A 14,416-nucleotide genomic window follows, 5' to 3' on the forward strand; every position below is an offset into this window, starting at 1 on the left:
GCTTTCGCGAGCAAGCCCGCTCCCACAAGGGCCCGCGCCGACCTGTAAATTTAACTATCCAGTGCTTTGTATTTCTCGCGCAGGTGGTTTCGAATCCACACGGCCGACAGGTTCAACGTCGCAATCACCATTACCAGCAACAGCGCGGTGGCGTACACCAGCGGCCGTGCGGCTTCGACGTTCGGGCTCTGGAAGCCGACGTCGTAAATGTGGAAGCCCAAGTGCATGATCTTCTGGTCGAGGTGAAGGTACGGGTAGTTGCCATCCAGCGGCAGCGACGGTGCCAGTTTCACCACGCCTACCAGCATCAGCGGCGCTACTTCACCGGCGGCACGGGCCACGGCGAGGATCATGCCGGTCATCATCGCCGGGCTGGCCATCGGCAGCACGATCTTCCACAAGGTTTCAGCCTTGGTCGCGCCAAGGGCCAACGAGCCTTCACGCACGGTGCGAGGAATCCGCGCCAGGCCCTCTTCGGTGGCCACGATCACCACCGGCACCGCCAGCAGCGCCAGGGTCAACGAGGCCCAAAGTAGGCCCGGCGTGCCGAAGGTCGGCGCCGGCAATGCTTCAGGGAAGAACAGCCGGTCGACCGAGCCGCCCAGTACATAGACGAAGAAGCCCAGACCGAATACGCCGTAAACGATGGCCGGAACGCCCGCCAGGTTGTTCACGGCGATGCGGATAATACGCGTCAGCACGTTTTGCTTGGCGTATTCACGCAGGTAAACCGCTGCCAGTACGCCGAACGGGGTCACGATCATTGCCATGATCAGGGTCATCATCACGGTGCCGAAAATTGCCGGGAAGATCCCGCCTTCGGTGTTCGCTTCGCGCGGGTCGTCGCTGAGGAATTCCCAGACCTTGCTGAAGTAGAAGCCGATCTTGGTCATCGTGCCCATGGCGTTCGGCTGGTAGGCGTGAACCACTTTGCCGATGCCGATTTCGATCTCTTTGCCGTTCGCATCGCGGGCCGTCAGGCTGTCGCGGTTGAACTGGGCGTGCAGGTCGTTCAGGCGTGCTTCGATGTCCTGATAACGCGCGTTAAGCTCGGCGCGCTCGGATTCCATGTCCGCTTGCGCGGTGGCGTCGAGGGTGCCGGCCAATTCCAGTTTGCGCCCGTGCAGACGGATGCGCTCCAGACCTGAGTTGATCGCACCGATATCGGTTTTTTCCAGGCTCTTGAGCTGTGCGGCCAGCTGGTTGACGCGAGCAACACGCGCCTGCAACTCAGGCCACGCGGCTTCGCCTTCGGCGATGACCTTGCCGTCCTGTTTGACGTTGACCAGGTAACCGTAGAAGTTGCCCCACTCGCGACGCTCGATGGTCATCAGCTCAGGTGGGGTCTTCTGGTTGGTCAACCACTCGCCGACGACCCAGGTGAAGTCGTTGCCGTTCAGGTCACGGTTGCCGACCTTTATCAGCTCGCGGGTCATGAACTCCGGGCCCTGATCGGGCACCGGCAGGCCAGCGCTTTTCAGGCGCTCGCGCGGTACTTCTTCTTTCTGCACCACTTCGCCGATCACGAGGTGATTGGCCTGGCCCGGCACGTCGTAGCTGGCGTGAATCAAATCCGCCGGCCAAAAGTGACCCAGACCGCGCACGGCAATCACCGCGAGCAAGCCAATGGTCATGATGACCGCGATGGACACCGCGCCACCGCTGATCCAGACGCCGGGGGCGCCGCTCTTGAACCATCCATTCAGGGAGTTCTGTTTCACAGACTTCTACCTTTCTTAAAGCGACGAGTATTTCTTGCGCAGACGCTGACGAATCAGTTCCGCGAGGGTGTTCATGATGAAGGTGAACAACAGCAGCACCAGCGCCGAGAGGAACAGCACGCGGTAGTGGCTGCCGCCGACTTCCGATTCGGGCATTTCCACTGCAACGTTGGCCGCCAGGGTGCGCAGGCCTTCGAACAGGTTCATTTCCATGACCGGGGTGTTACCGGTGGCCATCAGCACGATCATCGTTTCACCGACTGCACGGCCCATGCCGATCATCAGTGCCGAGAAGATGCCCGGGCTGGCAGTGAGGATCACCACGCGGGTCATGGTCTGCCACGGCGTGGCACCGAGGGCCAGGGAACCCAGCGTCAGGCCGCGCGGCACGCTGAACACGGCGTCTTCGGCAATGGAATAGATGTTCGGGATGACCGCGAAACCCATGGCCAGACCGACTACCAATGCGTTGCGCTGGTCGTAGGTGATGCCCAGGTCGTGGGAGATCCACATGCGCATGTCGCCGCCGAAGAACCAGGTTTCCATGTACGGGCTCATGTACAGCGACAACCAGCCCACAAACAGAATCACCGGGATCAGAATCGCGCTTTCCCAACCGTCCGGCACTTTCAGGCGGATGGACTCAGGCAGGCGGCTGAAGACGAAGCCGGCCACCAGGATGCCGATCGGCAGGAGCATCAGCAGGCTGAAGATGCCCGGCAAGTGCCCTTCCACATACGGCGCGAGGAACAGGCCGGCGAAGAAACCGAGGATCACCGTCGGCATCGCTTCCATCAGCTCGATCACCGGCTTGACCTTGCGGCGCATGCCCGGGGCCATGAAGTAAGCGGTGTAGATTGCAGCGGCAACGGCCAGGGGTGCAGCCAGCAGCATGGCGTAGAACGCGGCTTTCAGGGTGCCGAAGGTTAGCGGAGACAAGCTCAGCTTGGGTTCGAAATCGGTGTTGGCGGCGGTCGATTGCCAGACGTATTTAGGCTCGTCGTAGTTCTCGTACCAGACCTTGCTCCACAACGCGCTCCAGGAAACTTCCGGGTGCGGGTTGTCGAGCAGCAACGGTTGAATCTTGCCGCCCGCCTCCACGATCACGCGGTTGGCGCGTGGCGACAGGCCGAAAATGCCCTGGCCTTCCACCACCTGATCCACCAGCAAGGTGCGGTGGGCGGTGCTGTGGAACACGCCAAGCTTGCCGGAGGCGTCGAGGGCGATGAAGCCTTTGCGACGTTCTTCAGCGGTAATTTCAACGATCGGCGTGGTGCCCATCTGGAAGGTACGGATCTGCTTCAGGCGCAGTTCGCCATCCGGGTCACGAGCCATGAACCACTGGGCCAGGCCACCCTTGGAGTCGCCGAGGATCAGCGAGATACCGCCCACCAATTGAGTACTGGCAGTGATTTGCGCTTCGCCGTCCTCAAGCAGTTTGTAGCGACCGTTGAGGCTCTTGTCGCGCAGGCTGAACACGTCGGCCTGGGCGCGACCGTTAATCACGTAAAGCCATTGCTGGCGCGGGTCGACGAAGATGTTCTTCACCGGCTCGCTCATCTGCGGCAGATCAATGCGCTTCTGCTCGTTGGTGATTTCGCCGGTCATCATGTTTTCTTCGCTGGTCAGCGAGAGCACATTGAGTTGCGAACCGGTGGCACCCACCAGCATCAGGGTGGTGTCGCTGGCGTTAAGGCTGATGTGTTCCAGCGCACCGCCCGCTTCGTTCAACGCAATCGGGGTTTCGCCGTACGGGTATTCAACGGCCGGTGAAATGGTTTTCTTGCCTTCCGGGTAGCTGACTTTATAGGTATGACGGAACACCAGTGCCTGACCGTTGGACAAGCCCACCGCTACCAGCGGATGACCGGGCTGGTCTTCGCCGATGGACGTCACGGTGGTACCGACCGGGATTGGCAGATCGACGCGCTTGAGTTCGGCGCCACTGTCGATGTCGAAGAACAACGCCTGGCCTTTGTCGGAAACCCGCATGGCGACCTGGTTCTGCTCTTCCAGGGAAATCATCAGCGGCTTGCCGGCGTCTTGCATCCAGGCGGGCGTGATGGCGTCCTTGGCGGTCAGGTCGGCACCCTGGAACAGGGGCAGGACGACGTAGGCAAGGAAGAAGAAGATCAGTGTGATCGCGCCAAGAACGGCAAGGCCGCCAACGAGGACGTACCAGCGGGTCAGGCGATCTTTGAGCGCGCGGATGCGACGCTTGCGTTGCAGCTCAGGCGTATTGAAATCAATTCGCTTGGGGGGATTATTAGTCATGGTGGAATTGGCCAGATCATTCATTCGCACACCCTAGCGATCCTGTATGACAGAAAGATGACAGTGCAGTGACGCAACAAATCCGCCGCCTGTAGGAACTGGCAGCGGACCGAAAATTTGGGGGTGTAGGAAACCCTGTAGGAGCTGTCGAGTGAAACGAGGCTGCGATCTTTTGATCTTGCTGATAATAAAGCCAGATCAAAAGATCGCAGCCTCGTTTCACTCGACAGCTCCTACACAGCTCCTACACAGGTCCGAGGCGAACCTCGGACCTAGGGTGTTACTTTTTTGCGACTTCAGCGCCGCCTTCCGCCAGACCCAGGTCAGCCAGTGCTTTTGCAGCAACTTTGGCTGGCAGTGGGATGTAGCCGTCTTTGACTACAACTTCCTGGCCCTGTTTGGACAGAACCAGTTTCACGAACTCGGCTTCCAGCGGAGCCAGAGGCTTGTTCGGGGCTTTGTTGACGTAAACGTAGAGGAAGCGCGACAGCGGATACTTGCCGTTCAGGGCGTTTTCTTCGGTGTCTTCGATGTAGTCAGTGCTGCCTTTCTTGGCCAGGGCCACAGTCTTCACGCTAGCGGTCTTGTAGCCGATGCCCGAGTAACCGATGCCGTTCAGCGAGGAGCTGATCGACTGCACGACCGAAGCCGAACCTGGTTGTTCGTTGACGTTTGGCTTGTAGTCGCCTTTGCACAAGGCTTCTTCCTTGAAGTAGCCATAAGTGCCGGATACCGAGTTACGACCGAACAGTTGAACTGGCTTGCTGGCCAGGTCGCCGGTCACACCCAGGTCGCCCCAGGTTTTGACTTCGGTTTTAGCGCCGCACAGACGAGTGGACGAGAAGATCGCGTCGACTTGTTCCATGGTCAGGTGCTGGATCGGGTTGTCTTTGTGTACGAAGACAGCCAGGGCGTCTACGGCAACCGGGATAGCGGTTGGCTTGTAGCCGTACTTCTGCTCGAAGGCAGCCAGTTCGGTGTCCTTCATCTTGCGGCTCATCGGGCCCAGGTTAGCGGTGCCTTCAGTCAGCGCAGGTGGCGCAGTGGCGGAGCCAGCGGCCTGAATCTGGATGTTTACGTTCGGGTATTCTTTTTTGTAGTTCTCAGCCCAGAGGGTCATGAGGTTGGCCAGGGTATCGGAGCCGACGCTGGACAGGTTGCCCGACACACCAGTGGTCTTGGTGTAGCTCGGGATAGCAGGGTCAACAGCGGCGAACGCGTTGGCAGTCGCAACGCCAGCAGCGACAAAAGTCATTGCCGCCATCAAACGCTTCAGTTTCATGCCTTACTCCTAGCAGATAGGGTGTGTTAAGTCGGGGCCAAGTATCAGCGGGCCGTGTGAACACTCTATGGCTGAAATATGACAATTGGATGAAAGGCCAGCATTCGGGTTTTTGCAGGTCTACCGCGTTATCGTTCTTCGCGCTCGCTCCTGCAGGTCAACGTGATCTGTAGGAGCGAGGCTTGCCCGCGAAGGCGTCAGTCGCCTTAGCGTCCCTTCTTCCAGAGATACCCACCCACCAACACCCCGACCCCACAAATGATCGCCACGTAATAGGCCGGCCCCATCGGGCTTTCCTTGAGCAGCAACGTCACCACCATCGGCGTCAGGCCACCGAAAATCGCGTAGGCCAGGTTATAGGAGAACGACAACCCGCTGAAACGCACCACCGCCGGGAAGGCTTTGACCATTACGTACGGCACCGCACCAATGGTGCCGACCAGCAGGCCGGTCAGGGCGTACATCGGGAACAGCCAGTCCGGATGGTTGAACAGGCTGTGGTAGAAAGTCCACGAACTCAGCAGCAGCAAACCGCTGCCGAACACAAACACCCGGCCCGCGCCAAAACGGTCAGCCAAAGCACCGGACGCCACGCAGCCCAGGCTCAGGAACACGATCGCCAGGCTGTTGGCCTGCAACGCGGTGGTCGGCGAGAAGTGGTAGACGGTCTGCAGCACGGTCGGCGTCATCAGGATGACGACGATGATGCCGGCGGACAGCAACCAGGTCAGCAGCATGGAAATCAGGATCGCCCCGCGATGGTCGCGCAACACGGCGCGCAGCGGCACTTCTTCGGCCAGGGCCTTGCGCAGTTGCAGCTCGGCGAACACCGGGGTTTCGTGCAGCCAGCGGCGCAGGTACACCGAGAACAGACCAAACACACCACCGAGCAGGAACGGAATCCGCCAGGCGTAATCCGCCACCTCCACCGGGGTGTAAATACTGTTGATGGCGGTCGCCACCAACGAGCCAAGCAGGATGCCCGCCGTCAGACCGCTGGTCAGGGTGCCGCAGGCGTAGCCGATATGCCGCGCAGGCACGTGTTCGGAAACGAAGACCCACGCGCCCGGCACTTCACCGCCAATTGCCGCGCCCTGGATTACCCGCATCAGCAGCAACAGAATCGGCGCCCACATGCCAATCTGCGCGTACGTCGGCAGCAGGCCCATGATCAGGGTCGGCACGGCCATCATGAAAATGCTCAGGGTGAACATCTTCTTGCGACCCAGCAGGTCACCGAAGTGCGCCATGACAATGCCGCCCAGCGGCCGCGCCAGGTAGCCGGCGGCAAAAATGCCGAAGGTCTGCATCAGCCGCAGCCACTCGGGCATGTCGGCCGGGAAGAACAGCTTGCCGACTACCGTGGCGAAGAACACGAAGATGATGAAGTCGTAGAACTCCAGCGCACCGCCCAGGGCAGACAGCGATAAAGTCTTGTAGTCGTTGCGAGTCAGCGGACGTGCGGGTTGTGTTGGCTGCGCGATGCTCGAGGGCGCTGTGGTCATGGCAAGGGCTTCTCTTATAGTCGGATCTGCAACCCCAACAACGCTGGCGGAGGCTTGGGCAGGTCCGGCACGATAGCAAATTGTTCGAAAAAGCACATAGAAGCGCGTATTTGACGGTCAAAATGAGAACCGGACGGTCGTCTCGGAGTCTACCGACCGATATACTCGCAATCTTGCGGCCAGTTGAAAGGGTTGCTGTGCGAAGACGCTGCTGGCTCTACCAGTCGATTTCGCAGAGTTTCCCTTTAGGCGCCTTACGAAAAACGTGACGAACGTAGTATGTTCGGGGATGAATCGTTTTTCCTTGAGACGGCTATTCAACCTGAAGTACTTATGAAGAGTCACGGGTCAGAGGCACCCCCGGCATGATAGAGCTCGAACAAGAAGATCCAATTCCGCAAGGCGACCTGGCCCTGCAAATCACCGCGCTTCCGCGTGAAACCAACGGCTTTGGCGATATTTTCGGCGGCTGGCTGGTGGCGCAGATGGATTTGGCCGGCACCGCGATGGCCAGCAAAGTCGCGGGTGGTCGTGTAGCCACCGTTGCGATCGATCGCATGGCGTTCCTGGTTCCGGTCGCGGTGGGTGCTCAGCTTTCCTTCTATACCCAGGCGCTGGAAATTGGTCGCAGCTCGATCAAGATGATGGTTGAAGTCTGGAGCGACGATCCGCTGTCCAGCGAGTGGCGCAAAGTGACCGAAGCGGTGTTTGTCTTTGTCGCCATCGACGGTAGCGGCCGCACGCGTTCGGTTCCGCCACGCGCGCGTTAAACGCGGCGACCGTTTTGCGGTCCATTGCAGTCATTGTTCCTGATCGAGAGCTGTCCCATGACCACCCCCAACGTCGAAGCCGTGAAACTGGATGACCTGAACTGCTGGCGCATCCGCCACGGTCAGGCCGAATTGCTGGTCGCCCAGCAAGGCGCGCACATCCTCAGTTACCAATTGGCTGGCCAACCGCCGCTGATCTGGCTCAACGACGAAGCGGTGTTCAAGACCGGCAAGAGCATCCGCGCAGGCGTTCCGGTGTGCTGGCCGTGGTTCGGCAATTTTGCGCGCAACCCGCAAAGCGTTCAGGCCATGCGTGTCAGCAACGAACCGCCGACCGCCCACGGATTTGTACGGGCGATGGATTGGGAACTGGGCGGCATCGAAACCGAGGGCGAAAGCCTGAAGGTGGAATTCGTCCTGCCTTACCCCGAGGGCGGCTTTCCGGGCTGGCCACATCAGGTGGGTTTGAAGTTGTGCATTCGTCTGGATGAGCAACTGCACATCAGCCTGACCAGCCACAATCCGGGCTCGGAAACAGTCACCATCAGCCAGGCGCTGCATAGCTACTTCGCGGTGAGCGATGTGCGCAATGTGCACGTTGAAGGGCTCAATGGCTTGAGTTACATCGAGACGCTGGACGACTGGAAAACCGTGAACCAGGCCGGTGACCTGCGCTTTACCGGCGAGACCGATCGCATCTACCTCGATACTCCGGCGAAGCTGAGCATTGTCGACCCGACCTGGGAACGGCGTATCGAGCTGACCAGCAGCGGCTCACGCTCGGCGGTGATCTGGAATCCGTGGATCGACCGCGCAGCGGCATTCAGTGATATGGCCGACGATGGCTGGCAGCGCATGCTGTGCATTGAAACGGCGAATGTGTTGGGTGATGTGGTGACGTTGGCGCCGGGTGCAAGCCACACGCTTGGCGTCAGCATTGGCAGCAAACCGCTTTAAGATCAAAAGATCGCAGCCTTCGGCAGCTCCTACATCGATCTCTGTAGGAGCTGCCGAAGGCTGCGATCTTTTTGCGGTATCCCTAATTACAAATCCGACTCTTTCACCACTCTGACTTTCGCCGCATCCAATGCATATGCCGCATCGGCCAGGTCGTTGTTGACCTGCTCGATCTTCAGCGTGCCGGTGACCCACAGCGGTGTGTAGATGTCATTCAGCTTCAAGCCTTTGGGATAACGCACCAGCACCAGTTGATTAGGCGGCGGTGGCGGCACGTGAATGCAGGCGCCCGGATAGGGCACGAGAAAGAACAGCGTACTGCGGCCCTTGGCGTCGGACTCCAGCGGCACCGGATAACCGCCGATGCGGATGTTCTTGTCGTTCATCGACGGCACGGTTTTGGTTGAGTACATCACCGCCGGCAAGCCCTTGCTCTGCTTCATGCCTCCCTTTGCGGTAAAGGTGCCATCGCCTTCGGGGGAGTTATGGTCGATTTCGGGCATGGCCTCGAGGGCTTTCTGATCCGACTTGGGCATCAGGTCGAGCCAATCGGTTTCCGGCAGTTCGCCGGCGTGGGCAAGGCCTGCGCCCAGTAAAAGGAACGTCAGTAGAAAACGGCGCATGAAGGTGCTCGGTCAGGAAGGACAATTAGTCGCCGAGCATTCTAGCCCTCTCTGCGTGCGGCGCAGAGAGGGCTTTGTCGCCTGGATCAGTTCTTTCTGATCAAGCCGTAGATCACCAGCAACACCACGGCGCCAACCAGTGCGCCGATGAAGCCAGCCCCTTGGCCGACCTGGTAAATGCCCAGGGCCTGGCCACCGTAGGTGGCCGCCAGCGAACCGCCGATACCGAGCAAGATGGTCATGATCCAGCCCATGCTGTCATCGCCCGGTTTCAGGAACCGAGCCAGCAGGCCGACGATCAAGCCGATAAAGATGGTTCCAATAATTCCCATGACATTTCCCTTTGATTGGTTGGCTGAGTCCTGTCTCACATTGGTGAGACAGGACACCTAGCCAAAGCCTAGTCAGACTTTGGCATCCTGCCATCAGAGAACGGCGGCACCTGAATGGTTCCGCCGCTGCCACATGAAACTATTCGGCGATGAGCGCTTCGACCTTGAGGATCTGCTGCTCCAGCGTGGCCTTGTCGGCGCAGCGCAGGTTGGCGTGGCCGACCTTGCGACCGGACTTGAACGCCTTGCCATAGTGATGCAGATGGCAATCGGCAATGGCCAGGACTTTCTCGGTCTCCGGGACTTTGCCGATGAAGTTGAGCATCGCGCTTTCGCCGACTTTGGCGGTCGAACCCAGCGGCAGACCGGCCACCGCCCGCAGGTGGTTTTCGAACTGGCTGCACTCGGCGCCTTCAGTGGTCCAGTGCCCGGAGTTGTGCACGCGCGGGGCAATCTCGTTGGCCTTCAGGCCACCGTCGACTTCAAAGAACTCGAACGCCATCACACCGACATAATTCAGCTGCTTGAGCACGCGGCTGGAATAGTCTTGCGCCAAGGCCTGCAAAGGGTGATCGGTGCTGGCCACGGACAACTTGAGAATGCCGCTGTCGTGGGTGTTGTGAACCAACGGATAGAACCGGGTTTCGCCATCGCGAGCACGCACGGCGATCAGCGAAACTTCACCGGTGAACGGCACGAAGCCTTCCAACAGACAGGCCACGCTACCCAACTCAGCGAATGTGCCGACCACGTCTTCGGGTTTGCGGAGCACTTTCTGGCCCTTGCCGTCATAACCCAACGTGCGGGTTTTCAGCACGGCCGGCAGACCGATCGAAGCCACGGCAGCGTCGAGATCGGCTTGCGATTGAATGTCGGCGAACGCCGGGGTCGGAATCCCCAGGTCCTTGAACATGCTCTTCTCGAACCAACGATCACGCGCAATGCGCAGGGCTTCGGCGCTCGGGTAGACCGGGACGAATTGCGACAGGAAGGCCACGGTTTCGGCCGGGACGCTTTCGAACTCGAAAGTCACCAGATCGACTTCATCGGCCAGCTGGCGCAGGTGATCCTGATCGCCGTAATCGGCCCGCAGGTGTTCGCCCAACGCGGCTGCGCAGGCATCCGGCGCCGGGTCCAGAAAAGCGAAGTTCATGCCCAGCGGAGTACCCGCCAGCGCCAACATGCGACCCAACTGGCCGCCACCGATTACACCGATCTTCATCGTCAACAACCTCAGGCGATGCGTGGGTCTGGATTTTCCAGGACGCTGTCTGTCTGCTCAGCACGGAAAGTTTTCAGCACTTCGTGGAATTGCGGGTGCTTGGCGCCGAGGATACTCGCCGAGAGCAGGGCGGCGTTAATCGCGCCAGCCTTGCCGATGGCCAGGGTGGCTACCGGAATGCCTGCTGGCATCTGCACGATAGAGAGCAGCGAATCGACGCCCGAGAGCATCGACGACTGCACCGGCACGCCGAGCACCGGCAGGTGGGTCTTGGCCGCACACATGCCAGGCAAGTGGGCCGCGCCACCGGCACCGGCAATGATCACCTCGATGCCACGCGCCTCGGCCTCTTCGGCGTACTGGAACAGCAGGTCCGGGGTGCGGTGGGCGGAAACCACTTTCACCTCGTAAGGAATGCCGAGCTTTTCCAGCATATCGGCGGTGTGGCTAAGGGTGGACCAATCGGACTTGGAGCCCATGATCACGCCAACCAGTGCACTCATCGTCGTGCCTCTTCTCTCTGGGCGCCCGCAGGCGCGTCAAAAAACAACAAGCCACGCAAAATGCGTGGCTTGATTGTACGAAAAATGGCCGGACGAACCGGCCGAAGGCCGCGCAGTATACCTCAATGAAGCAGATAAACAGCCCCTGTTACGACCATCTGTCATACGGCGCAAAGTGCCGGTTTTATTGACTCGAAGGTCAATCAAAAAGATCAAAAGATCGCAGCCTTCGGCAGCTCCTACACTGGCCTCTGCAGGAGCTGCCGAAGGCTGCGATCTTGGCGCCCGAACAGACACCGTCATTTAAGTATTTTGCGCGGCGCCGCCTTCGAGTTTGCGCCACAGCAACCGCACGTTCGCCTTGCGCACCAGCGCGCAGCGGTACAGGCGAATCTCCAACGGTACATGCCATTGCGGGCCGCCGCAGACCACCAGCTCACCGCGGGCCAGTTCCGCGCGCACACTGAGTTGCGGGACCCAGGCAATCCCCAACCCTTCCAGTGCCATGCTTTTCAGGCTGTCGGCCATCGCGGTTTCATAAATGGTGGTGAAGCGCAGTGCCCGCTGGCGCAACAGCATGTTCACCGAACGCCCGAGAAACGCCCCGGCGCTGTAGGCCAATAGCGGCACGCTGCCCTCGCCTTCCAGATCGAACAACGGCTTGCCATCGGCGTCCGCCGCACAGACTGGAAGCATTTCGGTGTGGCCGAGGTGCAGGGACGGAAAGATTTCCGGATCCATCTGCATCGCGGCGTCAGGGTCATAGAACGCCAGCATCAGATCGCAGCCACCCTCACGCAGGGCGTGCACAGCATCGCCGACGTTAGTCGCCACCAACCGCGTGGCAATGTTCAAGCCTTCGTTGCGCAACTGGGCGATCCAGCGCGGGAAAAAACCCAACGCCAGCGAGTGAGCCGCCGCGACCTGCATCACCTCACCCTGCCCGCCCTCCAGATGATGCAGATGGCGCAGCACTTCGCCGAGCTGCTCGACAACCGTCCGCGCGGTGACCAGAAACAATTGCCCCGCCGCCGTCAGCTCGATTGGCGTGCGTGAACGATTGACCAATTGCAGGCCCAATGCGGCTTCCAGGCTGCGAATCCGTCGACTGAACGCCGGCTGTGTCACGAAACGTCGTTCGGCAGCCTGGGAGAAGCTGCGGGTGGCGGCCAGGGCGCTGAAGTCCTCAAGCCATTTACTTTCCAGATTCATCACGTCCTCCCGGACACGCACCAATTTAGGTCACACGCTCGCCGCACACGCGACGTCACATGGGCATTATGCCGAATGTGCATAGGCCAGTGCTTAACAGCATTGGCCGAAAATCCTGCACAAGCCTAGCATTTGCAGTGTTCCGGCACAGACCGGGTCCATATCGAGATGATTTCTATCATGTCCTCCGCTGCATCTTTCCGCACAGAAAAAGACCTGCTTGGCGTACTCGAAGTACCGGCTCAAGCGTATTACGGTATCCAGACCCTGCGAGCGGTGAACAACTTCCGTCTCTCCGGCGTTCCGATTTCGCATTACCCGAAGCTGGTGGTCGGCCTGGCAATGGTCAAGCAAGCCGCTGCTGACGCCAACCGCGAACTGGGTCACCTGAGCGAAGCCAAGCACGCTGCCATCAGCGAAGCCTGTGCACGATTGATCCGCGGCGACTTCCACGAAGAGTTCGTGGTCGACATGATTCAAGGCGGCGCTGGTACTTCAACCAACATGAATGCCAACGAAGTCATCGCCAACATCGCGCTGGAGGCCATGGGCCACAGCAAGGGCGAATACCAATACCTGCACCCGAACAACGACGTGAACATGGCGCAGTCGACCAACGATGCCTATCCGACCGCGATCCGCCTGGGTCTGCTGTTGGGTCACGACGCGCTGCTGGCCAGTCTCGACAGCCTGATCCAGGCGTTCGCTGCCAAAGGCGTAGAGTTCAGCCACGTATTGAAGATGGGCCGTACCCAGCTGCAAGACGCTGTGCCAATGACCCTCGGCCAGGAATTCCGTGCGTTCGCCACGACCCTGGGCGAAGACCTGGCGCGCCTGAAAACACTGGCACCTGAGCTGTTGACCGAAGTAAACCTGGGCGGCACCGCGATTGGTACCGGCATCAACGCCGACCCGCGTTATCAGCACCTGGCCGTTCAGCGTCTGGCACTGATCAGTGGTCAACCGCTGGTTCCGGCCGCCGATTTGATCGAAGCCACTTCCGACATGGGCGCCTTCGTGCTGTTCTCCGGCATGCTCAAGCGCACCGCAGTCAAGCTGTCGAAGATTTGCAACGACCTGCGCCTGCTGTCCAGCGGCCCACGCACCGGCATCAACGAAATCAACCTGCCGGCACGTCAGCCAGGCAGCTCGATCATGCCCGGCAAGGTCAACCCGGTTATCCCGGAAGCCGTGAACCAGGTTGCGTTCCAGATCATCGGCAACGACCTGGCCCTGACCATCGCGGCCGAAGGCGGCCAACTGCAACTGAACGTGATGGAGCCGCTGATCGCGTTCAAGATCTTCGACTCGATCCGCCTGTTGCAACGGGCCATGGACATGCTGCGCGAGCACTGCATCGTCGGCATCACCGCCAACGAAGAGCGCTGCCGTGAACTGGTCGAGCATTCGATCGGCCTGGTCACCGCACTGAACCCGTACATCGGCTATGAAAACGCCACCCGCATCGCCCGCATCGCTCTTGAAAGCGGCCGCGGCGTGCTGGAACTGGTGCGCGAAGAAGGCTTGCTCGACGACGAAATGCTCGCCGACATCCTGCGCCCGGAAAACATGATTGCTCCGCGTCTGGTGCCTCTGAAGGCCTGACGTTTGTAGTACCGCTCACCAGGCTGAGGGACTAGACACCTCTCACCTTTTGAGGGCTTGGGGATCACTCTCCAAGCCCTTTTTTTTTATTCGAAGATCAAAAGATCGCAGCCTTCGGCAGCGCCTACATGGGATGACTGTAGGAGCTGCCGCAGGCTGCGATCTTTTGATGTTGCACCACAACCGTGCAGACGGGCGCCACACTCATCGGTATAGTGCCGCCCCTCTTCGCGTGAGCGGTCGTCGGTTACGAGGCCCAAACCCATGCGAAACCCCGAACTAATAACAAACCCGCGATTTGGAACCGGGACGAACCTTCGCCTCGCCTGCTTTGCCGTGCGCAAGCTGGTGTAACGCGATATTTCGATCCGCCCAGCATTTGCCTACACAAAAAACAGCGAGGAATACTC

12 protein-coding genes are annotated in these 14,416 nt (G+C 59.9%); 3 read left to right on the forward strand and 9 right to left on the reverse strand.

Going from position 1 to position 14,416, the window contains the following annotated elements:
* Positions 1-50: 50 nt before the first annotated feature.
* The 4 genes from pstA to ACA052_RS28580 all read right to left on the reverse strand — a co-directional run bounded on the left by pstA (position 51) and on the right by ACA052_RS28580 (position 6,782).
* Positions 51-1,721, reverse strand: coding sequence for a phosphate ABC transporter permease PstA (pstA, locus tag ACA052_RS28565; RefSeq protein ID WP_497647782.1), 1,671 nt, complete (start codon positions 1,719-1,721; stop codon positions 51-53).
* 15 nt (positions 1,722-1,736) lie between these two features.
* Positions 1,737-4,019: an ABC transporter permease subunit gene (locus tag ACA052_RS28570; protein ID WP_497647783.1), complete on the reverse strand. Its 2,283-nt coding sequence runs from the start codon at positions 4,017-4,019 to the stop codon at positions 1,737-1,739.
* A gap of 256 nt (positions 4,020-4,275) precedes the next feature.
* Positions 4,276-5,277, reverse strand: a complete 1,002-nt coding sequence (locus ACA052_RS28575) for a phosphate ABC transporter substrate-binding protein PstS (protein WP_497647784.1) — start codon at positions 5,275-5,277, stop codon at positions 4,276-4,278.
* Positions 5,278-5,483: 206 nt separating this feature from the next.
* The gene (locus ACA052_RS28580) at positions 5,484-6,782 is read right to left on the reverse strand and encodes an MFS transporter (RefSeq protein ID WP_497647785.1); all 1,299 of its coding nucleotides are present in this window, start codon (positions 6,780-6,782) and stop codon (positions 5,484-5,486) included.
* A 365-nt stretch (positions 6,783-7,147) separates the two neighbouring features.
* Between ACA052_RS28580 and ACA052_RS28585 the strand changes: the two genes are divergently transcribed.
* Both ACA052_RS28585 and ACA052_RS28590 read left to right on the forward strand, forming a co-directional pair.
* Positions 7,148-7,552, forward strand: coding sequence for an acyl-CoA thioesterase (locus tag ACA052_RS28585; RefSeq protein ID WP_007942704.1), 405 nt, complete (start codon positions 7,148-7,150; stop codon positions 7,550-7,552).
* A 57-nt stretch (positions 7,553-7,609) separates the two neighbouring features.
* Entirely contained in the window at positions 7,610-8,509 is a 900-nt protein-coding gene (locus ACA052_RS28590) for a D-hexose-6-phosphate mutarotase (RefSeq protein WP_497647786.1), read from the forward strand.
* Between the two features lie 86 nt (positions 8,510-8,595).
* Here ACA052_RS28590 and ACA052_RS28595 read toward each other — a convergent pair whose 3' ends face one another.
* The 5 genes from ACA052_RS28595 to ACA052_RS28615 form a co-directional block, all read right to left on the reverse strand.
* Positions 8,596-9,132, reverse strand: a complete 537-nt coding sequence (locus tag ACA052_RS28595; RefSeq protein ID WP_497647787.1) for a DUF3299 domain-containing protein — start codon at positions 9,130-9,132, stop codon at positions 8,596-8,598.
* Between the two features lie 86 nt (positions 9,133-9,218).
* Complete coding sequence (locus ACA052_RS28600; protein ID WP_497647788.1) at positions 9,219-9,464, reverse strand: GlsB/YeaQ/YmgE family stress response membrane protein; 246 nt, start codon at positions 9,462-9,464, stop codon at positions 9,219-9,221.
* Positions 9,465-9,603: 139 nt separating this feature from the next.
* Positions 9,604-10,686: a 5-(carboxyamino)imidazole ribonucleotide synthase gene (locus tag ACA052_RS28605; RefSeq protein WP_497647789.1), complete on the reverse strand. Its 1,083-nt coding sequence runs from the start codon at positions 10,684-10,686 to the stop codon at positions 9,604-9,606.
* A gap of 11 nt (positions 10,687-10,697) precedes the next feature.
* The gene (gene purE, locus ACA052_RS28610; protein ID WP_150634558.1) at positions 10,698-11,189 is read right to left on the reverse strand and encodes a 5-(carboxyamino)imidazole ribonucleotide mutase; all 492 of its coding nucleotides are present in this window, start codon (positions 11,187-11,189) and stop codon (positions 10,698-10,700) included.
* A gap of 303 nt (positions 11,190-11,492) precedes the next feature.
* Positions 11,493-12,401: a LysR substrate-binding domain-containing protein gene (locus tag ACA052_RS28615; RefSeq protein ID WP_497647790.1), complete on the reverse strand. Its 909-nt coding sequence runs from the start codon at positions 12,399-12,401 to the stop codon at positions 11,493-11,495.
* 180 nt (positions 12,402-12,581) lie between these two features.
* Here ACA052_RS28615 and aspA point away from each other — a divergent pair, with 180 nt between their 5' ends.
* Positions 12,582-14,006, forward strand: a complete 1,425-nt coding sequence (aspA, locus tag ACA052_RS28620; RefSeq protein ID WP_497647791.1) for an aspartate ammonia-lyase — start codon at positions 12,582-12,584, stop codon at positions 14,004-14,006.
* Positions 14,007-14,416: the final 410 nt, after the last annotated feature.

This window comes from Pseudomonas sp. LBUM1644, assembly GCF_059716195.1.